We start from the raw sequence: 22415 nt of genomic DNA, 5'->3' as shown, positions 1-22415 counted from the left end.
GCGGCCACCGCGCGGTGGCCGCCGAATGATCAGATGCGTTCGATGCGGGACTTGCCGCTGGCCACCAGACGCTCCAACAGCGCTGCCGGCTGGAACCACATCGCGCCATAGGCACCCAGTGCCTGGCGGTAATGACCGATGCGTTCAAACACCTGGGCCAGCCCCAGCCCTTCGGCGTAATGCATCGGTCCACCGCGCCAGGCCGGGAAGCCGTAGCCGTTGATCCAGACCAGGTCGATGTCGCTGCTGCGCTGGGCGATGCCCTCGTCGAGCAACTGAATCCCTTCGTTGATCAGCATCAGCAGGCAGCGATCGTGGATTTCCTGATCGCTGATCACTCGACGCGGGATGCCCAACTCACCGGCGATTTGCTCGGCCAGTGCGACCACTTCTGGATCATCCTTACGCTCGCGACCTTCGTAGACGTAATAGCCTCGACTGGTTTTCTGACCGAAACGGCCGAGGGCATAGAGCGCATCGGCGAGTTTGCAGTAGCCCGGATCATGGGCAATGAGCTCACGGCGCGACTCGCGCACCAGGAAGCTGACATCGATGCCGGCCAGGTCGTGCATGGCGATCACGCCCATCGCCATGCCGAGACCGGTGAGCACCTTGTCGATCTGCGCAGGCGCGGCGCCTTCCAGCAGCAGACGGTGCGCCTCGCGGGAATAGGGTTCGAGCATGCGATTGCCGATGAAGCCGAAGCACACCCCGGACACCACCGGGATCTTGCCGATGCGCTTGGCGATTTTCAGCGTCGTGGCCAGGACATCGGCCGCCGTAGCCGTGCCGCGCACCACTTCAAGAAGGCGCATGACATTGGCCGGGCTAAAGAAGTGCAGGCCGACGACGTCCTGTGGCCTGCGGGTGACAGCGGCAATGGCGTCGACATCCAGCGTGGAGGTATTGCTGGCTAGAATCGCGCCTTCCTTGCACACCTCGTCCAGGGTTCGGAACACCTGCTGCTTGACTGGCAGACTCTCGAACACGGCTTCGATCACCAGGTCGACGTCGGTGATATCGGCGTAGTCCAGGGAGCCGTGGATCAGTGCCAAGCGCTGTTCCATTTGCTCAGGCGAGAGCTTGCCGCGCTGGACACTGCTGTCGTAGTTCTTGCGGATCAGTGCCAATCCGCGCTCCAGCCCCTCGGCCTTGAGCTCCAGCAGCGTCACCGCCATCCCCGCGTTGGCGAAGTTCATGGCAATCCCGCCGCCCATGGTGCCGGCGCCAATCACCGCAACCCGGGCAATCGGCCGGATCGGCGTATCCGCGTACAGACCCGGCAGTTTGCCGACTTCACGCTCGGCGAAGAATACATGGCGCAGAGCCTCGGATTCGCTGGAAGCTTCGGCCTCCTTGAACAGCTCGCCCTCTCTGGCCAGCCCCTCGACCAATGGTAAATGGCAAGCTGCCTCAATGGCCGCGACCACCCGCTGCGGCGCGCTCTGGCCTTTCCAACGCGACTGATTGGCAGCGCGGTGGTCGACGAAATAATTCGTTGGCAGGGCTGCACCCGGATTCGGATGCGGCCAGGCCGGACGCGCCGGTGCCTGCCTGGAAATCAGCTCTGCGGCGAAAGCCTTGGCCGCCTCGAGCAGGCTATCGGTGGTATCCGTGACACGATCGAGCAGTCCCAATGCCAGTGCTCGACTGGCGTTGATCGGCTGCCCGGATGCAATGATCTCTAGCGCCGCGGCGGCACCGATCAGACGCGGCAAGCGCTGAGTGCCACCCGCGCCGGGCAGCAAGCCAAGCTTGATTTCCGGTAATCCCAGACGCGCCCCGGCTTGCGCCACGCGGTAGCCGCAGGCCAAGGCGAGTTCCAGCCCACCGCCGAACGCCAGGCCACCGATGGCGGCAATCAAGGGTTTGTCCAACTCGGTCAGGCGAGTCAACAGATGTGGCAGGTCCGGCCGGGCGAACGATGCAGGGCTACCGAACTCGGAAATGTCCGCGCCGGCGCTGAACGGCAATCCAGCGCCGTGGAGCACAATCGCTTTCACGCTGTCGTCGGCAGCGGCACGCTCGCAGGCCTCCAGCAATTGTTCGCGCAAGGCCAGGCCGAGGGCGTTGACGGGGGCACGGGCGAGGCCGATCAGGGCCAGGGGGCCTTCGTTTTGATAATGGATCAAATCATTCATGGATATTTTCTCGTTCAGGTAAAGGCGCGGATACCGTGAGGAACTCGATTCCCTCAGCTCAACGCGCTTTCCCGAATCAGCTTCTTGTTGATCTTGCCGACGCTGGTCTTGGGGATTTCGGCGACGAACTTGAATTGCTTGGGGATTGCCCATTTGTTGATTCGGCCGCAGGCCACGAACTGTTGCAGATGGGCTTCGAGCATCTGCTTGTCGACAAACTGCCCCGATTCACACACCACCAGCGCCATGGGCCGTTCGCCCCATTGCTCATCGGCAATGCCGACCACGGCGACGGAGGCGACCGATGCGTGCTCGCTGATCAGGCTCTCCAGGTCCAGGGAGCTGATCCACTCGCCGCCGGTCTTGATCACGTCCTTGATGCGGTCCTTGATTTCCACCCTGCCTTGCAGGTCGATGGACGCCAGGTCACCGGTATGCAACCAGCCGTTTTCCCAGAGCTCGGCGCCTTTTTCCGGTGACTTCAAATAGCCTTGGGTCAACCACGGTGCACGCACCACGATTTCACCCAGGGACTCGCCGTCATGGGCGACGGCATCGCCGTTGGCATCAATGATTTTCAAGTCGACCATAGGAATCGGCAGGCCGGTCTTGATACGAGTGGGCAGCTGCGCGGAGGCCGACTGTTCCAGCTCCTCGGCCCGCAAGAAGCTCAGGCACAGCATCGGACAGGTCTCGGACATGCCGTAGCCGCTGTGGACTTGAATGCCTTTGGCACTCGCCTGATTGGCGACCCCCAACGTCAGCGCACTGCCACCGAGGAGCATTTTCCAGCCGTCGAAACGGGTCCTCTGACCTTCGTCGCAGCCGAGGATCATTTGCAGGATCGTCGGCACGCAATGGGAAAAAGTCACCTTCTCTTCCCGAAACAGCCGAACCAGACTATTGGGCTCGTAACGGCCAGGGTAGACCTGTTTGATGCCCATCAAGGTCGCGACATACGGCACGCCCCACGCGTGAACGTGAAACATTGGGGTAATCGGCATGTACACGTCATCCGAACGCAGCAACGGCAGGCTTTGGTAAACGCCCAGGGTGCCGACGGCATTCAAGGTGTGCAGCACCAATTGGCGATGGCTGAAATACACACCTTTCGGCTCGCCGGTGGTGCCGGTGGTGTAAAACAGCGTCGCCACCGAATTCTCGTCGAAATCGGCGAAGTCATACTGACTGGCGGCCTGGGACAGCAGGCTTTCATACTCACCCAACACCGGCAGCCCGTTATCCGTTGCAGCGTCATCCGTCAGGCGGATATAGCCTTTGACGGTGCTCAGCCCCTCGTGGATCTGCTCGATCATCGGCAGAAAATCATCATGCACCAGCACCAGGTCATCCTCGGCGTGGTTCATGGTGAACAGCACTTGCTCCGGTGACAGGCGAATATTCACCGTGTGCAGCACCGCGCCGATCATCGGCACGGCGAAAAAACACTCCAGGTATCGGTGACTGTCCCAGTCGAGCATGGCCACGGTATCCCCGGCCTTGACCCCAGCCGCCGTCAGCGCATTGGCCAGCCGATGGATCCGCTCGATGAGGGTCTTGTAGCTGTAGCGCAGCTTGTCGGCGTAAACGATTTCATTGCCAGGTGCGTATTGCACCCCCGACAGCAACAGGCTTTTGATCAGCAACGGATAGGAGTACGCACCGGCTGCCGGCGGGATTATTTTTGTCTTCAGCATGGTCTGGCTTTCCTGATTCAAAACTGCGCCGCCTCCAGCAGATAAAGACTTTCGCTACCGGCCATGACCGATGCGCTCAGTGAGTCAATACGTGGCAGCAGACGGGAGAAATAGAAACGCGCCGTACCGAGCTTGCTGGCGTAGAAGTCATCCTCGGACTGTTTGCCCAAGGCGGCTTTGGCCATCAGCGCCCACATGTAGGCGTAGGCGGTGTAGCCAAATACCTGCAGGTACTCGACCGAGGCCGCGCCGATTTCATTCGGGCTGTTCGTGGCGCGATCCAGCAACCACGCGGTCAATTCGTCGAGGGTATCCACGGCGGCGTTCAAGGGTTTGGTGAACTCTGCGAGGTCGGCGCTGGCGTTGGCGGTGAAGTTGCGAATTTCCGAAGCAAACAGCCGGTAAAGCGCCCCGCCACTGCCGACGATCTTGCGCCCGGCCAGGTCCAGGGACTGGATGCCGTTGGTGCCTTCGTAGATCTGCGTGATGCGCACGTCACGCACCGCTTGCTCCTGACCCCACTCGCGGATGTAGCCATGGCCACCAAAAATCATCTGGCCGTGCAGGGTACTTTCCAGCGCCATGTCGGTGAGAAATGACTTGGCCACAGGCGTCAGTAACGCCACCAGCTCTTGGGCGCGAGTGCGTACCGTCTCCTCTTCGCTGTACTTGGCCGTGTCCAGTTGCAAGGCGACATAGCTGGAAAATGCCCGCCCGCCTTCGTTCAAGGCTTTCATGGTCAGCAGCATGCGGCGCACGTCGGGGTGGACGATGATCGGGTCCGCGGATTTTTCCTTGTGCTGCGCGCCGGTAGGCGCGCGGCTTTGCAGCCGGTCTCGGGCGTACGCGACGGCGTTCTGATAGGAGCGCTCGCCTTGGGCCAGGCCCTGGATGCCCACGCCCAGACGCTCGTAGTTCATCATGGTGAACATCGCCGCCAAGCCTTTGTTCGGTGCGTCGACGATCCAGCCGGTAGCGCCATCGAAGTTCATCACACAGGTGGCAGAAGCCTTGATGCCCATCTTGTGTTCGATGGAGCCGCAGGACAGCGCGTTGCGTTCACCCAGCGAGCCGTCGTCATTGACCAGCACTTTGGGCACCAGGAACAGCGAAATGCCTTTCGGTCCGGCCGGTGCATCGGGCAGGCGCGCCAGTACCAGATGGATGATGTTCTCGGTCAGGTCATGCTCGCCGCCGGTGATGAAAATCTTGCTGCCGCTGACCTTGTAGCTGCCGTCAGCCTGGGGTTCGGCCTTGGTGCGAATCATGCCCAGATCGGTGCCCGCATGGGCTTCGGTCAGGCACATCGAGCCGCTCCAGACGCCGGCATACAGGTTCGGCAGGTACTTGGCTTTCAGCGCTTCGCTGGCGTGGACATTGAGCGACAGGCAGGCCCCCGCCGTCAGCATCGGATACGTGCCGAACGACAGGTTGGCGGAAGCGACCATCTCTTCGACCTGCGCCGAAATCGCCTTGGGCATGCCCATACCGCCGAACCGAGACTCGCCGCCGACACCGACCCAACCGCCCGCGGCGAAGGCTTGATAGGCCTCGGCGAAACCGTCCGGAACGGTCACCAAACCGTTGTTCCAGGCGCAGCCTTGTTCATCACCGCTACGACGCAGCGGCGCGATGATACCTGCGCTGATCTTGCCGGCTTCTTCGAGGATGGCGGCAGCCGTCTCTTCGTCAACGACCTCGGACAGACCGGGCAATCTGGCCCAGAGCCGGGAGACCTCAAAAACTTCATTGAGCACGAAGCGCATGTCGCGCAGAGGGGCTTTGTAATCGGACATGATTGAATTACTCAGACAGTGTGAGGGCATGACGCGCCCCCGGTTTTTCGGAAGAGTCGTGCCCACTGACACGCACCACCGGCTGCTCCGGTGCCGCCTGTTTGATAAGCGAGGGCGTGCGCAACAGGAAGTACGAAAGCGCAGGAATCAGAATCAGCGCACCAAGCATGTTCCACAGGAACATGAAGGTCAGCAGGATGCCCATGTCGGCCTGGAACTTGATCGGCGACCAGACCCAGCACACCACGCCAGCAGCGAGGGTAATGCCCACCAGCCCGACCACCCGGCCGGTGAACGACACGGCATTGCGGTAGGCCTCGGACAACGGCAGGCCCTGGCGCTGGAAGTGCAACTGCACACTGAGCAGGTACAAGGCGTAGTCCACGCCAATCCCCACCCCGAGGGCGATCACCGGCAGGGTCGCGACTTTCACGCCGATGCCCATGGCCACCATCAAGGCTTCGCAGAGGATCGAGGTCAGCACCAGCGGCAACAGGGCCACCAGCGTGGCGCGCCAGCTGCGGAAGGTGATCAGGCAGAACAAGGTCACCGCTGCATACACGTACAACAGCATGGTGTGGTTGGCTTCGCGCACCACGATGTTGGTCGCCGCTTCGATCCCGGCGCTGCCGGCCGCGAGCAGGAACTGGCGATCTTCGGTGCTGTTTTCCTTGGCGAACTTGTCGGCGATCGCCACCACGGCGTCCAGGGTTTCAGCCTTGTGATCCTTGAGGAAGGCGATCACCGGCATCAGCGAGCAGTCGGTGTTGAACAGCTCCGGGGAGTTGACCGAGGCTTGCTGCGCGGCGTAGTTGAGCACGTCCTGGTTGCGCTGGATGCTGTTGAGCTTGGGGTTGCCTTCATAAGTACCGGCGGTGATCTGGCGTACCGCGTTGACCAACGACGAGGTCGCCTGCACGCCCGGATACTGTTGCAGCTCCCAGGCCAGACGATCGGCCAGCACCAGGGTCTTGTAGTTCAGACAGCCTTCCGGTGCGGTCTTGATCATCACCGCGAACAGGTCGCTGGACAGCGCGTAATGCTGGGTGATGTAGGCGTTGTCGCGGTTGTAGCGCGAGTCGGCGCGCAGCTCCGGCGCCCCGCTTTCCAGATCGCCGATCTTCAGGTCAAGGCTGACCACGAAACCGCCGATGCCCATCAACACCGCGACCAGCACGGCGCCGGTGGCCCACTTGGCCGTGGTGAAGCGATCGAGCGCGTCCCACAGTTTGCCGAAGCCTTTGTGCTTCTCGGCGCGGTTGTCGATTTTCAGCGCACGCTCGGCGGCTTTCGCGCCGACACCGACGTAAGACAATGCCACTGGCATCAGCAACAGCGAGGTGAAGATCAGCACCGCGACACCGATGCTGGCGGTGATCGCCAGGTCCTGGATGACCGGGATGTCGATCAGCATCAGCACCGCGAAGCCCACGGCGTCGGCCAGCAGCGCGGTGACCCCGGCGATGAACAGACGGCGGAAGGTGTAGCGCGCGGCGATCAGTTTATGGGTGCCACGGGCGATGTCCTGCATGATGCCGTTCATCTTCTGCGCGGCGTGGGACACGCCGATGGCGAAGATCAGGAACGGCACCAGCACCGAGTACGGATCGATGGCGTAACCGAGCCAGGCGACGATGCCCAGTTGCCAGACCACCGCAACCAGCGAGCAGCCGACCACCAGCAGGGTGCTGCGCACGCAACGGGTGTAGGCATAGATGATGATCAGCGAGGTGACCACGGCCAGGCCGAAGAACATCATCACCTGGATCAGGCCGTCGATCAGGTCGCCCATCAGTTTGGCGAAGCCGATCACCCGGACTTTGTAATGGCCGCTGCCTTCGACCCCGGATTTACGCGCCGCGCTGTCGCCGGCGTATTCGATCTTGTCGCGCAACTGCTCTTCGAGCATCTGCGAGAAGGCGTGGTAGTTGATGCGTTGGCCGCCGGCGGCGGCCTTGTCCATCAGCGGCACGATCAGCATGGTCGACTTGAAATCGCTGGCCACCAGGCTGCCGACGATACCGGCACGGGAGATGTTCTGGCGCAGCTGTTCAATGTCCGAAGGCGAGCCCTGATAACTGTCGGGCATCACCGGGCCACCCTGGAAACCGTCCTCGGTGACTTCGGTCCAGCGCACGGCCGGGCTCCACAGCGACTTCATCCACGCACGGTCGACGCCTTCGGTGAGGAACAGCTGGTCGTTGACCTGCTTGAGCACATCGAGGTAAGCGGGGTCGAAAATATCGCCCTGGGTGTTCTCGACCACCACCCGCACCGAGTTGCCCAGGCCGCGCAGTGAAGCGCGGTTTTCCAGGAAGTTCTGGATGTAGGGCTGGCTCTGCGGAATCATTTTTTCGAAACTTGGCCGCAACTCCAGGCGCGTCACGGCCATGAAACCCAGGACCACGGTGGCCAGCGCCATCAGCAGCATGAACAGCGGGCGGTAGTTGAACACCAGCCGTTCGAGGAGGTTGCCGGAGCGTTGGTCGAAATCGCGCAGTTCGCGAATCACCGGCATGGCGTCTTGTTTGATATTGCCCATGTCTGGGTTCTCGCTCTTAGGGTTCGAGGGCTGGATCGACGGTCAGCGTCTGGGCGCCGCGGCTGCCCGCGACCACCAGTGCACCATCGGCGGACTGGGTGGCGCCGGCAACCGGTGCGCGCGCCGGTTGCTGCGTCAGACGCATTTGCGCGCCAGTCCCTTGGCTGACCAGCATCTGCCCGCCCTGGGTGAACAGGCGGTAATGGCCACGGGCATCGATCAGGCCGGCGGTGATGCTGACGTGCAGGCCGCTGTCCAGCGCGGTCCAGTTCTGGCCGCCGTCGGTGCTGCGCAACACGTTGCCGCGCAAGCCATACACCAGCACTTCGCCGGGCTGGCCGACGACACCGAAGAAGCTGCCTTGATACGGCGTTGGCACGGCGGCGAAACGCTGGGCGCTGTCATCCCATTTGAGCAACAGGCCTTGCTCGCCAGCGATGTACACACTGTCGCCGGTGGAGGCGATGGCGTTGAGGTGGAAACCCTGGGGGTTCTCGGTGCGGTCCTGATACGGCGTCCATGTCTGGCCACCGTCGTCGGTGCGCAGGATCAGGTTGAACACGCCGACCACGTAGCCGGTTTTTTCGTTGGCGAACCAGACGCCGAGCAGCGGTTTGTCCGCGCCCTGATCGGCTAGTCGTTGGCCTTCCATAGCCAACTGGGGCCATTGCTCGTTGCTCGGCTCGGCACTCGCCAAAGCCGTGTAATGCTTGACCAGCAAGGCGCCGATCTGACGACCGTCGAGTTGTTTTTGCCAGGTCGCGCCGGCGTCGCTGCTGTGCAGCACCACGCCGTCGTTACCCACCGCCCAGCCTTGGGTGGCTGTCGGAAAATTCACCGCAGTGAGGTCGGCACTGGCCGGCACGGCGGCCTGTTGCCAGTGCTTTGCAGAATCATCGGAAAACAGAATATGGCCACGCTGGCCGACGGCAATCACGCGCTCACCGGCGCGGGTCATGCCCGACAGCGGGCTGTTGATGGCCAAGGCACTGACCCTGGCAGGCAGGTCCAGCACGTCGACATATTCGGCCGCCTGGGTGACGCCCTGCGACAGGCAGAGCACAACGCCAAGGGCCAGTAGCAATCTATTATTTTTATATGAACACATACTGCGTCCTCTTCGGAAAACCGCGCCCTGCAAGTCCTGCCGTTTGTAGGAGCGAGCACGCGCCGGGCGGCATTCCGACGATGGACGTTAACGATGACACGTGCTGTCTGGATGCCCGCGTCGCCCTCTGGTCCATCGTCGGAACGCCGCCCGGAGCAGGCTCGCTCCCACAATGCGGTTGGCTTAGCGAATGCCGGAGCCTGCGAGAGCATCCGGCACCCACTGCGCCTTCGACAGAGGCTCGATGTACTTGACGCCACCGTACGGCCCGACGATGCCATTGATGTTGTAGTTACCGCCCACCAGGTCGTAGATCATGAACGGTGAAGTATCGGGGGTCAGTTTGTCGTAGCTCTGGCTGAGGAAAGCGAAGGATCCGCGATAGAGCTGACCACGGGCGTCGTATTGATCCGAGGCCAGAGCGATCCAGCTGTCTTCATCCAGGTAGAAACGGCGCTTGTGGTAGATGTGGCGTGAACCGGACTTGAGCGTGCCCTCCACCACCCAGACCCGGTGCTTCTCCCAGCGCACATAGTCAGAGGCAAGATGGTTCGGCGTGGTCAGCACCTTGGGGTCCTGCGCGTAGGTGAGCTTGTAAGTGTTGTAGGGCACGATCATTTCCTGCTTGCCCACCAGCTTCCAGTCGAAGCGATCCAGCGCACCGTTGAACACAAAGGTATCGTCGTAGGTGTTGGTCCCTGCAGTACCGGGGTTAGGCGTGTCGTAGGCCAGGTCCGGCGCCAGTTTCACCCGACGCTGACCCGGCAGGTACTGCCAGGCCTTGCGTGGCTGCACCAGGGGATTGGCCGAATCCTTGAGCATGATCGCTTCCCCCGCACGACGCGCGGGGCCGGTGTAATACAGCTTCATCTGGTAGAAAATGTCTGTGCTGCTGATCAGCTTCGACATGTCTTCGTAGACCGGATAATTCATGTACGACAAACCGGTGGTGGCCAGGGTCGGTACACCGGCGGCGTCGACGGTCCAGGAGTCATATTTTGACGTGAGGTTGACACCCAGATAACGCAGCAAGTGGTTCCACATCGCCTCGCTACCTGACTGGGGAATCGGGAACGGAACGCCGGGCAGGACATTGTCAATCGACAGCCCGCCTTCAAGAGACTTGGCGCCCGTGGCGTTTTTCCGGCTGTTGTCCAACACCGACTGAGGCAGGGCTACCGTACGGTGAGTCGGATAGACATTGATGTGATAACTGGGATAACGCTTGGCCAGTTCCACCGCGGTCGCTGTGAGCATGCCCTTGTACTGATCGACGTTCTTGCCATCGATCACCAGCAGCGGTTTTTCATCGGCAAAAGGGTCCGGACGCATGCTGTCGCCGGCCTTGAAGCTGGCCGGCGGCGTGGTCAGCCCGCCTTTATAGGCAGGGATTGAACCATCGGCATTGCCGGCCATTTGGGCGCCGACACCGGTCAGGCTGGTGCCCAGTTTCGCCGCTTCTTCAGTCGATACTCCGGCTTGAGCTTGAGCCGCAATGACGCCTGCGAGGGAAATCGCCAGCACGCTGTATAGAAGTCTCATCTGAACTCTCTCCACTTGTTGTTGTAATCCGAGGGTCAATCAGAAGGTGGTTTTGAACGAGGCCGTGACCATCCCGCGGTCCTTCAGCAGCGGTGACAGGCCTGCTTGGGAGGTGATCTGACCGGGGATGCATTCGTACCGACCATTGGCACCGGGTGTGTTGTTATCGAGCCCGGTTTCACAGGTATCGAATGGACCAAAGGCATCGACGTATTTGAGGTCGAATTTGTATTTTTGATAAACGTCCGCGGCGACGCCGACGGAGTAGCTGCCAGCATCCTCATTGCCGCCTAACTGAACGGCCGAGTTGCCCTTGAGGCCAACGTTGTAGGAGAGGGGCATGGACAGATCGACACCCGGGAATACCTGGAACCAGGTTGGTGTGAAGTTGGCGGCGAGGGTGTAGGCATTGGTATCAACCTTATCCACGCCTCGATAGCTGGAGTCGCCCTTGAAGGTCTGCTTGCCCTTATCGACACTGACCAGATGGGTCAGCGTGCCTTCTACCGCCAGGGATGAGGCGTCCCACACCGGGGTGTCGCCAAAGCTCACCAGGCCATTGAGTACCACGTGAAAAGTCTTGCCGCGGGCCAGCCCGGTTTCACCTTTGCCCGGTACGGCACCGATCAGGTTGGCACCGTTGACCAGGCCCTCGCCGGCCAGGGTATTCAAGGTCGGATTGATGGTGCTGAAGTTGCTCACCAGCGGCATGTTTTCGCGGTAATTCAAATCGAGACCGACACTGACCGGGCCGACACCCTTGGACAGGCTGATACCGTAGATGTCGATGTCATCGGCGTAGGCCGTCAGGTACTCAATGCCTTCCAGACCCGCCAGACCAGGCTTGTGCAAGTTAGGCGCATTGATCAACACCGACGGCATCGTGTCCGAGGTGTTGCGGTAGTAGAAACCCAAGGTGCCATTCAGCCATTCCGGGCTCCACTTGGCCATCAGCCCGAAGTCGCCAGAGTTATGCGGTTTGACGTCGTGCCCACGCGGCGCGCCGTAAAAGGCACCTGCCCCGCCAAGCAGCGACGGCAAGGGCAGCCAGAACACATCAGCCCCTTCGCCAAGCATGTCGTAGCCGCCCATGTAGGTCCCGCCCTCGGGCAGCCGGGAGTTCTGGAACTCCAGGAAGTACTGTGCGCCCAGGGTGAGTTGCGGATTGACCGTGAACGACATGGACAGTTGGTTACGCGGCAGGAACAGCTCCTTGGTTTCGGTGCCTGGCACGTTGTACAACTTGGCAATGTCCAGCGCTGACTGTCCGTAGTTGATGCCGTTGGCCGCGTTGAACAGGGTTTCGCCCCAATACACGTTGTGCTTGCCAAGCTTGGCACTGAACATCGACTCCTCACCGACCTCGGTGCTGTAGAACACAAAGGCATCGAGGATTTCGCCGGAAGGTCCGTTGTAATAACGGTCGGTGTAGTTGCTCAATCCATGTCTGCTGGCCGCGTGGCCGTTCAGCGAGGTACCCGGCTGAATCGAACCGGCCTGACGCGCTGCAACCAGATTGCCCGCGTTGCCCGCCTGCCCCGGAAAAGGGTTGGAGTTGGACCCGACATTGTCATAGGCATGGTCGTACCAGCTCGCGCCACTGACACGAAAACCCATTTTCCGTTGGTAAACTACGTCCAGTTCAGTCAGCAAGTCGACCCGCTGTGTGACTGCGCTGCCGACGCCAAAATTGTTGTCGCCGTCGTTGAGGTTGGAGGTGTTGGCAATCTTCGAATTTTCGCCTTCGACCCGTTGGCCATAACTGGCCTTTAGCGTGTTGTCGAAACGTACGGTCCAGTCCTCACTGCCATTGTTGAACTCAAAGGCTTGGGCTGCCGGCATGACGGCGAGTGAAATAGCAGTGGACAGCAGGCTGGGCAGTAAGGCGCTGTGACCTGTAGAGGTATTCATTGCGTTGTCTCCATTTTTTGTTTTTGTTTTGGGTATCAACAACGGCTCACGTCCGGTCCTTGCGCTGACGTGAGTGTCTGATCAAGCGGTTTTTTTGGTATGTGCGCTTAGCGATCCAGCGTGTCGATGAAGCCTTCGGCTTGAGGCCACTCACCGTATCCGGCGGCCGGATTGAGATGACCTACCGCGCCGAGATTGACCAACTGGCTGCCCCATTGCCCGGCCATCCGAGTCACGGACGCAAGGCTCGCAAGGTGGTCGTTGGTACTGGCTGCGACAATCGAAGGGAATGGCAGAGGTGCTGTTGGCAGCGGATTCCAGCCATTGGCCCGCAGGCTTTCAGGGGACGGGTAGCCGGCTGGCCAACTGGCTTCAAGATCCGGCGGTGCGGCGAGCAAGGCACCCTTGATCGGGCGATCATGTCGAGCGGCCCAGTGCACGACCATCAACACACCGGCACTGTGGGCCACCAGAATGACCGGACCGCAAATCGTCTCCAGTTCGCGCTGGATAGCTTCCACACGCGCCGCCAGACTGAGCTTGTTCTCTTCCAGGGGAGGCACCGAACGGACCTTGTCCAACCTGGCTTGCAGCAGCGTTTGCCAATGCTCCGGCACATGATCACGCAAGCCGGGAACTATCAAAATCGTGGTGTCACTCATCGCCCTTTTCACCCCTTGCACAATCCATCGAACGGTTCGCGAATGTCTCGAACCCTGCCAGCAGCACAGTAGAATTCGCCCTATCGGAGCGGGTTACATTTAGCGTCAGCGACTTCCCTTTTCGTGACAATAAGCCGTAATCAGCGTGGTGGATTTAGCACCATCGGCACTTTCCATTTGCCGACCAAGTCTCTATAACTGGCAGGCAATTGCGACAGCGAGATCTCATTTGTCACTACATGGAATGTATTTACGCCATGCCCGTACAAGCACGAACCGCCGTACTGACCAACTACCTGGATGTGGCTCGCCATCTGCGGCTGAACGCCAACGTCCTGCTGGCCGAAGTGGGTTTGAGCCCTTCGATGCTGGCCGACCAAAGCCAGCGTATTCCGGCCACGACCGGCATCATCCTGCTGGAGAAATCAGCGCTTCTGAGTGGGTGTGACACCTTCGGCCTGCGTATGGCCGAGCTGCGTCAACTGGCAGATTTTGGTGAAGTGAGTCTGCTGCTCAGTCACCAGAACAATCTTCGTGACGCGCTGAAAGTGATCGTGCATTACCGTCAACTGATCAACGATTCACTGGCGATTTTCGTCGAAGAATCCGGCAAGACGGTGATCATTCGCGAAGAACTGGTGACCGACATGGGCACCAACAATCGCCAGTCGATCGAACTGCTCATCGCCGTGATGCACCGCTTTTGCGCGGCCCTGCTCGGCGCACACTGGAACCCGATCAACGTCTGTTTCACTCATGACGCGCCGGCGGACCTCTCGGTGCATCGGCGGATCTTCGGCTGCAAAGTGGACTTCGGTTGTGAGTTCAACGGCATCGTTTGCCCTGCCTCCAACCTCGACGCCGCCAATCCTTTGGCCAACGAGGCCATGGCCCGACATGCACAGCGCTACCTGGATTCTCTGTTGCGCGAATACGGTAACTCCGTAGCGTTCGATGTGCGCAAATCCATCTACCTGTTGCTCCCCATGGGCCGTGCGACCATTGCGCAAATTGCCCAGAGCCTGGGCATGAACGTGCGCACCCTGCAGCGCCGCCTGGGCGAAGAAGGGGCCAGTTTCAGTGAGTTGATCAGTTGCGTGCGCCGCGACCTGGTCGTTCGCTATCTGGAGAACCCGGCCTATTCGCTGGGGCGTATCGCCGACATGCTCGGCTATTCCATGCCCAACTCATTCACCCGCTGGTTCGTTTCACAGTTCAATATGCCACCCGCCACCTGGCGCAGTGAACACCGGATCGGGATGCGCAAAGACAGCTGATGCAGCATGCTGCGACCCGCCGTGAGTCGTCGTGCTTAACCAGCGGACAACCCGGCTTGGCTGCCTGGTTTGCTGCACCTGCTGGTATTGCCCATTGAAAAAAAACGGCCGCCTGCTACAACAGGCGACCGCTAAAGGAGCACATTCGGGGCACCACCCTGACTCGTATTCGAGTCGTCCGCTGCGAGGGGCGACCCTCGACAGCGCGCCTGACTACACGTCTGTCACCGTCACGACGACACCTCCATCATGGTTTTTGCCGACGTTTGTTCGACCTCTTCGCTGTGCGCACGCGCGATGTCGTCGAGATAGTGAGAACGGACATAGTAAAACACCGCTACCGCCGCGATGCTCATCAACGGCACCCACTGGAAGGCCCCGTGCAAGCCGATGAGATCGGACACCCTTCCAGTCACGAAGGGCCCCGGCGCCAGGCCGAGCATATTATTGACCAAGGTCAGAACAGCAAACGCGGTGCCGTGCACCTTGTAGTTCGTCAGGTTCGCGACCGTGGCAATGATCGGGCCGTTGGCGCCAGTGACGAATAGCATCGCCAGGCCGATCAGTCCCAATTGGACAGGGCCCGACGACTGAACCAGTGCCAGCGACATCAGCAAACAACTGGCCAGGCAGAACACCATGCACATCTCGATCTTGCGCAACGGCGATTGACGGGACAGGCGATCGCTGAGCATACCGCACAGGATTGCGCCGGCTCCACAGCACAGCACCATGACACCGGACACGGCGCCGGCCTTGCCCTCGCCCAATCCGTAGTAACGGTTGAAATAGCTCGGCAGCCACACAATCATGCTGCCGGCAACGAACGTTTGCAGGCCGCTGGCGATGTAAGTGGCAATCACCGAACGGGTGCCGTACAAGGTGCGCAGCGGGCGCTTGACCGCCACTTTGCTGCCGACCTCGGCCAATCGCTGCGGGGCTATTCGGGCTTCCTTGACGATAATCGGGTAGAGCACGGCCAACACCAGGCCAAACAGCGCCATACTGGCGAATGACCAACGCCAGCCAAGCTTGACGGCAACCGCCCCGCCGATGGATATGCCCAACACAGAGCCAAACATAGCGCCTGCCATGAACGCGCTGGCGAGGGTCGCACGCATGCTTTTTGGAAACACCGATACCACTACCGCGATGCCGACGCTGCCATAGGCCGCTTCACCAACACCCACCATGAAACGCGCAATCAACATCTCCTGGTAGTTCTGTGCCAAAGCGCAGCCCAGGGTGGCCAGACTCCACAACAACGCCATCAGCGCCAGACTCTTGACCCGACCAAAGCGGTCGGCGAGCAGTGACAAAGGAATGGTCAGCAGGCCAACCATCAAGGCAACGATGCCGCTTAGCAGGCCGAGTTGGCCGTCGCTCAAAGCCCACTCGCCCTTGAGAATCGGGAACACGGCATTGAGGACCTGCCGTGACATGTAATCGGAAATCAACAAGCCAAAAGTCAGCACAAACACAATCCAGGCGTAGCGGCGCGGAATGCCAATCGAAGTATCCATTTCATCGGCCACAGTACTGTGATGAAACGCCATGCTGTCTCCTCGGTGTCTAGCACCCTATTGTTATTGTTTTTTGGTCTTGCTCACGCGCTAAGGTGCTGGGGCAGAATACCTGCCCCAGCCTCTGGATCAAGCGCGCTGTGGTATGCCCTTCTGCCCTGCTGCGCGGTTCGGCGCCAGGCCATTGGCCAACAGGGTTTCTTCAACGGTTTTGTACTGCACGCCGATGCGGTAGATATCACGCGCTTCTTTACCGGAGGCGATTTCACGCCCCAGCTCGTGGGCAATGCGCACCGTTTGCCTGACCTGTTCTACGGAAGAGAAGCGCTTGCCGTGCTGATCGATAATGGTGTCTTCATTACCGAGCCTTGGGTGCAGCCCCATGGCCAGGGCAATCGTATTGAGTGGTAACACGTTCTTGAGCAACGACTCCGCCGTCAAGGTGCAACCATCCGGCACACGATTGATGAAGTTCATCAGGTTCATCGGGTTCGGGCCGTCAAAACCACCACCGATACCGATCCAGGTCAGGTTCATCGGCCCCTTGTAAATGCCCTTGCGCACCAAACGCTCGAGGGTTTCGTAGGCATGGATGCCGGTCAGCTGGAAGTGCGGCTGGATATTGCTGGCCTGCAGTCGCTTGAGGTGCTCGGCAACCCAGGCAGGCCCTGCCGGCACGGTCATTTCGCTATAGGCCGCATGGGTGGCCGGATCAAACAGGGAAGTGTTTTCGATGCCTTCCGGATACAGCAGTTCGGTAATGGTCATTTGAATGGTGTTGATGGCGACGGTGACCTGATCCGGCTTGGGCGTCAGTTCTGCGAGCATGTGCCGGGTATCGTCGGAAAGCCACAAGGCTTCTGCACCGTCGCCTTCAGGTGCAAAGGAAATCGAGCCGCCAACCTGGATGATCATGTCCGGTACGGCCTCACGCACACCGGCAATCAACTCGTTGAATTTGGACAGACGCTTGGACCCTTTACCGTCCAGCTCGCGCACATGCAAATGCAGTACGGTCGCACCGGCTTCATAGCAATCGACGGCCGCTTGCACGTGCTCGTCCATGGTCAGCGGAATGTCTTCCGGAAAGTCGCCAGGCATCCATTGGGGTGCATAGGGGGCGACGGTAATCACCACTTTTTCCATATTTTCCGGGTGCAAGGAATCGTCGAAAAACTGCATGGTCATCTCCTTTTTTTGTTTTTTGCCTGCGCGACAGGCTGTGCGCAGCAGGCATTTGCTTGAGTGCAGGTGAGATTGCTCAGTAGGTCTTTTCGCCAATGATCCCGGCGCGCTCCATCTTGCGATGGCAGGCCGGGTAATCCATCACGGCGTAGTGCTGGGTGCTGCGGTTGTCCCAGATGGCAATGCTGTTGGGCTTCCAGCGCCAACGCACTTGATACTCGGGAATGCAGGCCTGGCTGGTCAGATACCGCAGCAGTTCGGACGAGCCCTGGGCGTAATCCTGACCGAACCGTACCCGCTCGGGAGTGTGGAAGTTGCTGAAGTGCGTGGTGAACGAGTTGACGAACAACACCTTTTCACCCGTCTCTGGATGGGTACGCACCACCGGATGCTCGGCATCCGGGTACTGCGCCTTGATTGCCAGGCGTTTCTCTATCGGCATCGCTGCGCCGAAGGTCGCCTCGATGCTGTGACGGGCACGCAGGCCTTCGATCTTCGCCTTCACGTCGTCCGGAAGATGCTTGTAAGCCTCCACCATATTGGCCCACATGGTGTCGCCACCGACTGGCGGGCACTCAAGACAACGCAGCACGCAACCCATCGGCGGGGCTTCGCGCCAGGTAGCGTCGGTGTGCCAGGAGTTCTCGTAACGGTCGACCGGACTGTCAGGATTTTTGTAGACCTGCACCAGGCCGGGATGATCCGGGTGACTGCCAACGACCGGATGATCCTCCAGTTCGCCGAAGCGCCGGGCAAAGGCGACATGGTCGGCACGACTGATGTCCTGATCGCGCAGGAATACCACGCGATGCTTGAGCAATTGCGCGCGAATCTCGGCAAACAGACCGTCATCGTGAACCGCGTCGGCGAGGTTGACGCCGATCAGCTCGGCACCAATGCTGCAGGTAAGTTGTTCGACTTGCATGGCAACAGATCTCCTTAGATGACGAAGATCGATGAGCCGGTGGTCTTGCGTGACTCCAGGTCACGGTGAGCCTGCACGGCGTCCTGCAGGTTGTAGTGCTGGTTGATCTCGATCTTGATCTTTGCGCTACCGACCAGACCGAACACCTCACCGGCCAGATCGGCCTTTTCTGCAGGGTCGGCAATGTAATCGGCCAGGGCCGGGCGAGTCAGGAACAATGAGCCCTTCATCGCCAACTGAGCAGGATTGAATGGCGCAATCGGACCGGATGCAGTCCCGACGCAGACCATCAGGCCACGTCGTTTGAGTGAATCCAGCGAACCCTCGAACGTGCTTTTGCCAACGCTGTCGAACACCACATTGACACCGGCACCGTCGGTCAATTCACGTACGCGCCTGGCCACATCTTCATGGCTGTAATTGATCACATGATCACAGCCATGAGCACGGGCGAGTTCGGCCTTGGCCTCGCTGGACACAGTACCGATCACCCGCAGTCCCAGAAGCCTGGCCCACTGCGAAACGATCAGACCGACGCCACCGGCGGCCGCGTGCAACAAGATGCTGTCACCGGCCTTGAAATCATAGATACGACGCATCAAATACGCGGAGGTCAATCCGCGCATGGTCATCGCCGCTGCAGTCTCGAAAGAGATATTTTCCGGCAGCTTGATCAGCGGGGCCGCCGGGATCAAGCGCTCAGTGCTGTAGGCACCTAGCGTGTTGGTAAAGCCGGTATAGCTCACCCGATCACCGACCACTACGTTGCAGACCCCCTCTCCCACTGCTGCCACCACACCGGCGGCTTCAACGCCAATGCCGTTGGGCATCGGAACAGGATAAGTGCCATTGCGAAAATAGGTGTCGGCATAGTTGAGACCGACCGCTACATGACGAAGCCGGACCTCACCAGGACCGGGGTCGCCGACCTCGACTTCTTCCAGGCGAAGAACCTCGGGACCACCGGTTTCGTAAAAACGTACGACTTTGGCCATGCTTTTTTTCTCCAATCAACGTTCTGGGTGCATTACGGCAATTACGTTGATTGGAATCTAAGCTGCAGACAGTCTGAACGTGACTCATCGAACGACAACGGCAGAACATTTCATGACAGAAGTGGTTTGCGATCCACCGGTTCAATCGTAAGCGTCTGCCGAACACATCTTGCACCAGCCCGTTTTGGTGCGGGGTCAGCATATGAGCGAAGGTTAGTGCGCTGTGAACCAGCTGGGGTGTAGCACAGGAAAATGTTCCTTCAGCCAATCCACAAATGCGTCGACCTGAGGCGCAAGATGCGTTCTGCTTGGATAAAGCACGGAAACCAGGCGAGGCTTTGGACGAAATGCCCTGAGCACTTCAACCAATTCTCCGCTTGCGAGGAATGTCTCAACGGCAATTCCAGGAGCTTGAACAATGCCGAAGCCTGCAACACCGCATTGAACGTAGGCATTCGACTCATTCACAGTGATTCCACCATGAGGCGTGTGTGGACGATCTTCGCCGTCTACCGAGAAGTGCCAAGGCAGCGGTCTGTTATTTTGACCGGAAAGGAAGCTTACACATTGGTGGTCTGCTAGATCTTGTAGGGTTATGGGTGCCCCGCAGGCTTGGAGATAACCTGGAGACGCACAGGTCACCATGGTGGCGGTGCCAATTTCTCTGGCCACCATGCTTGAATCCGGGAGGTCACCAATTCGCAATACACAGTCGATGCCCTCGGCGACGAGATCTACCGTACGGTCGGTCACGCCTAGCGCAAGCTCGATTTCGGGAAATGCCTCTGTAAATCTCCTAAGGCTTTCCATGAAGCTGCGCTGGGAAAATGCAGTGGGGATGTCAATTCGAAGCCGACCTCGCAGCGTCGATCCACTACGGTCGAACATGGAAGTGGTTTCTGCGATGGTTGCCAAAATCTCTTTGACGCGTTCGTAAAACCGCTCGCCCTCAGCAGAGTGGATCTCCTGCTGGATGTGGCAGGCGGTGACGGCATCAATCAATCGATTGCTGCTACAAAGGCAGGTGGACGTATCGCACAGATCGGCTTTCTGACAGGCCAAACCTCTGCCCTGAACCTGATGCCTATGATTTTCCGACAAACAACGATTCGCGGCATAGCCGTTGCTCCACGCTCGTCATTTGACCGAATGAACGAATTCTTGAATGAGCACAAGATTCGCCCGGTAATCGACCACGTGTATCCATTCGATCAAGCACGCGAAGCGTACGAACATTTGGCCAGAGGCGCCTTTGGTAAGGTAGTAATCAAAATCGCTTAGGATTAAGCCACTTGAAGTTACGCCGCAGATTTGCGCATCGAAATATGCGCGGTTAGATGGCCACCCAATTATGTGGCAGCAGATCGGCAATCTCACTCGCCCGCTGCGACGGCAGGCGCGTGAGCACGTCCTTCAAATAAGCAGACGGATCATGCCCGTTGAGCCGTGCAGACTGGATCAAACTCATGCATCACAGACCCATTTGCCACGGACATGGCGCTCGACAGTAAATACACCAGGCGTGTAATCCAGTTTTTCGCTGACGTCTTCACCGATACGCTTGAGTGCGCACCCGCAAGGACAATGAGTGTTGTCCTTGCGGGTGGATTAGCGTGCGTGGGAACTCCGCCGGCAACGCCGTGCGCTTGGGCTTTTGCTTTTTATCGGTCGCAGGCGGAGTTGTTTGCAATGCCTGAAGCTCAGCCTCAATCGCCGCGATATCGGTATCGATCAAATCGTCCAGCAAGCTAGCCTGCTGCGGATTTAACGGTTCGCTACGCTTGGCAAACTTCAACCGTTTGAGCTGTGCAATTTCGTGGGTCAGCTTCTCGATAATCGTTTGGTCGCGGTGGATTTGTTTGCCCATTGTCTCGACTGTCTGATCGAGACTTTCCACGCACTGCCTCTGCCAAGTCCCGCCTGGCCGTGCAATTATCCGATCAGTCTGTCGTGGGTTTTCGCCTGTTCTGGCAAAATCGACGGCATTACTTCGCTGCCCAATCTCGACCTCCTAACCCCTGAACAACTGCGCGCTCTGGCAGCGCAGTTGATAAAGGTTGCGCAGGTAGCCGCGCTTTCGGTCGGCCAGCTAACTTTGATGGTACCGCGTGAGTATGGGATTTCGAGGCAGATCATGGCCGGGGTGATATCTGATCGTGACGCCGATGACGGTAATGCCACGGGGATAAAGGCAGGTTGCAGGACGGCACTTTTCTGCGATTGCAGCCGAATCCACTTATGGACGAGGTTCGCGTTGAGGTCGTGGCTCAGCGCGACGCTGGCAATCGAAGCGCCAAGCTGGGCACACTCTTGAATGACTTGGGCCTTGAAGGATTTGGAGTAAGAACGTCGTTGTGGCTGCATGAAATACCCGCTTAAAAGGCTAGAACTGGTGTCCACCTAAATTTAAGTGCACACCATGTCTTGGCTTTGCGGTGCAGGGTAGATGACTTGGCCGGACGGATACGTTGAATCCTTGCCCCGGCAGAAAGCTTTAACTCTCTCGGCTATTTCCACGCCGCAAAAACAAAACCCCAACTGCTTTCGCAATTGGGGTTTCGAAATTTAATCTTGACGATGACCTACTCTCACATGGGGAAACCCCACACTACCATCGGCGATGCATCGTTTCACTGCTGAGTTCGGGATGGGATCAGGTGGTTCCAATGCTCTATGGTCGTCAAGAAATTCGGGTACCGAATCGTGACCAGATGGCCGCGCTTCAGCAAATTGGGGATGTGATAGCTTGGTGTTTTGTGAGTATTTCGAACTTTCGGTTCATTGCGTCTTCACACACCGCAATCTGATGCTCTTTCGAGAAGCAAATTGCTTGGGTGTTATATGGTCAAGCCTCACGGGCAATTAGTATTGGTTAGCTCAACGCCTCACAGCGCTTACACACCCAACCTATCAACGTCGTAGTCTTCGACGGCCCTTCAGGGGACTCAAGGTCCCAGTGAGATCTCATCTTGAGGCTAGTTTCCCGCTTAGATGCTTTCAGCGGTTATCTATTCCGAACATAGCTACCCGGCAATGCCACTGGCGTGACAACCGGAACACCAGAGGTTCGTCCACTCCGGTCCTCTCGTACTAGGAGCAGCCCCTCTCAAA

The 22415-nt window shown here is 59.2% G+C and carries 13 protein-coding genes, 2 rRNA genes and 5 pseudogenes; 2 read left to right on the top strand and 18 right to left on the bottom strand.

The window, feature by feature from the left end; genetic code table 11:
* Positions 1–29 precede the first annotated feature (29 nt).
* The 8 genes from AD668_RS11000 to AD668_RS10965 all read right to left on the bottom strand — a co-directional run bounded on the left by AD668_RS11000 (position 30) and on the right by AD668_RS10965 (position 13399).
* A complete protein-coding gene (locus AD668_RS11000; RefSeq protein ID WP_053158365.1) occupies positions 30–2141 on the bottom strand; it encodes a 3-hydroxyacyl-CoA dehydrogenase NAD-binding domain-containing protein in 2112 nt (703 codons plus the stop codon).
* A 53-nt stretch (positions 2142–2194) separates the two neighbouring features.
* Positions 2195–3838 carry a fatty acid--CoA ligase gene (locus AD668_RS10995; RefSeq protein ID WP_053159832.1) on the bottom strand — a complete coding sequence of 548 codons (1644 nt, stop codon included), beginning with the start codon at positions 3836–3838 and terminating at the stop codon, positions 2195–2197.
* A 17-nt stretch (positions 3839–3855) separates the two neighbouring features.
* Positions 3856–5634: an acyl-CoA dehydrogenase C-terminal domain-containing protein gene (locus tag AD668_RS10990; protein ID WP_053158362.1), complete on the bottom strand. Its 1779-nt coding sequence runs from the start codon at positions 5632–5634 to the stop codon at positions 3856–3858.
* Positions 5635–5641: 7 nt separating this feature from the next.
* Positions 5642–8176 (bottom strand): RND family transporter, encoded by a 2535-nt coding sequence (locus AD668_RS10985; RefSeq protein ID WP_053158359.1) that lies wholly within the window; start codon positions 8174–8176, stop codon positions 5642–5644.
* A gap of 16 nt (positions 8177–8192) precedes the next feature.
* Positions 8193–9284, bottom strand: a complete 1092-nt coding sequence (locus AD668_RS10980; protein ID WP_053154895.1) for a YCF48-related protein — start codon at positions 9282–9284, stop codon at positions 8193–8195.
* Positions 9285–9467: 183 nt separating this feature from the next.
* On the bottom strand, positions 9468–10826 hold the full coding sequence (locus AD668_RS10975; protein ID WP_053158355.1) for a DUF1329 domain-containing protein: 1359 nt from the start codon (positions 10824–10826) through the stop codon (positions 9468–9470).
* Positions 10827–10865: 39 nt separating this feature from the next.
* Complete coding sequence (locus AD668_RS10970) at positions 10866–12737, bottom strand: DUF1302 domain-containing protein (protein WP_053158350.1); 1872 nt, start codon at positions 12735–12737, stop codon at positions 10866–10868.
* A gap of 107 nt (positions 12738–12844) precedes the next feature.
* Positions 12845–13399 carry an alpha/beta hydrolase gene (locus AD668_RS10965; protein ID WP_053158348.1) on the bottom strand — a complete coding sequence of 185 codons (555 nt, stop codon included), beginning with the start codon at positions 13397–13399 and terminating at the stop codon, positions 12845–12847.
* Positions 13400–13656: 257 nt separating this feature from the next.
* Between AD668_RS10965 and AD668_RS10960 the strand changes: the two genes are divergently transcribed.
* On the top strand, positions 13657–14676 hold the full coding sequence (locus AD668_RS10960) for an AraC family transcriptional regulator (RefSeq protein ID WP_053158345.1): 1020 nt from the start codon (positions 13657–13659) through the stop codon (positions 14674–14676).
* 230 nt (positions 14677–14906) lie between these two features.
* On the opposite strand, the gene AD668_RS10955 is transcribed toward AD668_RS10960, so the two are convergent.
* From AD668_RS10955 to AD668_RS28735, 5 genes and pseudogenes are all read right to left on the bottom strand, one after another.
* Positions 14907–16232 (bottom strand): MFS transporter, encoded by a 1326-nt coding sequence (locus tag AD668_RS10955; RefSeq protein WP_053158342.1) that lies wholly within the window; start codon positions 16230–16232, stop codon positions 14907–14909.
* A gap of 96 nt (positions 16233–16328) precedes the next feature.
* Positions 16329–17381: a 3-keto-5-aminohexanoate cleavage protein gene (locus tag AD668_RS10950; protein WP_053158339.1), complete on the bottom strand. Its 1053-nt coding sequence runs from the start codon at positions 17379–17381 to the stop codon at positions 16329–16331.
* A 79-nt stretch (positions 17382–17460) separates the two neighbouring features.
* Positions 17461–18309, bottom strand: a complete 849-nt coding sequence (locus AD668_RS10945; RefSeq protein ID WP_053158335.1) for a TauD/TfdA family dioxygenase — start codon at positions 18307–18309, stop codon at positions 17461–17463.
* A 14-nt stretch (positions 18310–18323) separates the two neighbouring features.
* On the bottom strand, positions 18324–19304 hold the full coding sequence (locus AD668_RS10940) for a quinone oxidoreductase (protein ID WP_053158333.1): 981 nt from the start codon (positions 19302–19304) through the stop codon (positions 18324–18326).
* A gap of 213 nt (positions 19305–19517) precedes the next feature.
* Positions 19518–20261, bottom strand: a pseudogene (locus AD668_RS28735) (LysR substrate-binding domain-containing protein); the annotation flags it as partial.
* Here AD668_RS28735 and AD668_RS10930 point away from each other — a divergent pair.
* Positions 20262–20585, top strand: a pseudogene (locus tag AD668_RS10930) (zinc-binding dehydrogenase); the annotation flags it as partial.
* Positions 20586–20637: 52 nt separating this feature from the next.
* Here AD668_RS10930 and AD668_RS28730 read toward each other — a convergent pair.
* From AD668_RS28730 to AD668_RS10915, 5 genes and pseudogenes are all read right to left on the bottom strand, one after another.
* Positions 20638–20772, bottom strand: a pseudogene (locus AD668_RS28730) (transposase domain-containing protein); the annotation flags it as partial.
* 2 nt (positions 20773–20774) lie between these two features.
* Positions 20775–21240 (bottom strand): annotated as a pseudogene (locus AD668_RS10925) (IS66 family transposase zinc-finger binding domain-containing protein); the annotation flags it as partial.
* Between the two features lie 278 nt (positions 21241–21518).
* Positions 21519–21668: pseudogene (locus tag AD668_RS30325) on the bottom strand (transposase); the annotation flags it as partial.
* 205 nt (positions 21669–21873) lie between these two features.
* Positions 21874–21989, bottom strand: a 5S ribosomal RNA gene (rrf, locus tag AD668_RS10920).
* Between the two features lie 156 nt (positions 21990–22145).
* A 23S ribosomal RNA gene (locus tag AD668_RS10915) occupies positions 22146–22415 on the bottom strand; the annotation flags it as partial.

The sequence above is a fragment of the Pseudomonas sp. P1.8 genome, from assembly GCF_001269805.1.
GTDB lineage: Bacteria > Pseudomonadota > Gammaproteobacteria > Pseudomonadales > Pseudomonadaceae > Aquipseudomonas.
The sequence above is the reverse complement of the archived record's forward strand: the minus strand, read 5'-3'. Positions and strand labels throughout refer to the sequence as shown.

Coding starts and splice junctions, on each gene's coding strand:
- AD668_RS10940 (WP_053158333.1), bottom strand. CDS start 19,304: ATGGCCAAAGTCGTACGTTTTTACGAAACCGGTGGTCCCGAGGTTCTT.
- AD668_RS10985 (WP_053158359.1), bottom strand. CDS start 8,176: ATGGGCAATATCAAACAAGACGCCATGCCGGTGATTCGCGAACTGCGC.
- AD668_RS10990 (WP_053158362.1), bottom strand. CDS start 5,634: ATGTCCGATTACAAAGCCCCTCTGCGCGACATGCGCTTCGTGCTCAAT.
- AD668_RS10950 (WP_053158339.1), bottom strand. CDS start 17,381: ATGCAGTTTTTCGACGATTCCTTGCACCCGGAAAATATGGAAAAAGTG.
- AD668_RS10945 (WP_053158335.1), bottom strand. CDS start 18,309: ATGCAAGTCGAACAACTTACCTGCAGCATTGGTGCCGAGCTGATCGGC.
- AD668_RS10975 (WP_053158355.1), bottom strand. CDS start 10,826: ATGAGACTTCTATACAGCGTGCTGGCGATTTCCCTCGCAGGCGTCATT.
- AD668_RS10970 (WP_053158350.1), bottom strand. CDS start 12,737: ATGAATACCTCTACAGGTCACAGCGCCTTACTGCCCAGCCTGCTGTCC.
- AD668_RS10965 (WP_053158348.1), bottom strand. CDS start 13,399: ATGAGTGACACCACGATTTTGATAGTTCCCGGCTTGCGTGATCATGTG.
- AD668_RS11000 (WP_053158365.1), bottom strand. CDS start 2,141: ATGAATGATTTGATCCATTATCAAAACGAAGGCCCCCTGGCCCTGATC.
- AD668_RS10995 (WP_053159832.1), bottom strand. CDS start 3,838: ATGCTGAAGACAAAAATAATCCCGCCGGCAGCCGGTGCGTACTCCTAT.
- AD668_RS10960 (WP_053158345.1), top strand. CDS start 13,657: ATGCCCGTACAAGCACGAACCGCCGTACTGACCAACTACCTGGATGTG.
- AD668_RS10980 (WP_053154895.1), bottom strand. CDS start 9,284: ATGTGTTCATATAAAAATAATAGATTGCTACTGGCCCTTGGCGTTGTG.
- AD668_RS10955 (WP_053158342.1), bottom strand. CDS start 16,232: ATGGCGTTTCATCACAGTACTGTGGCCGATGAAATGGATACTTCGATT.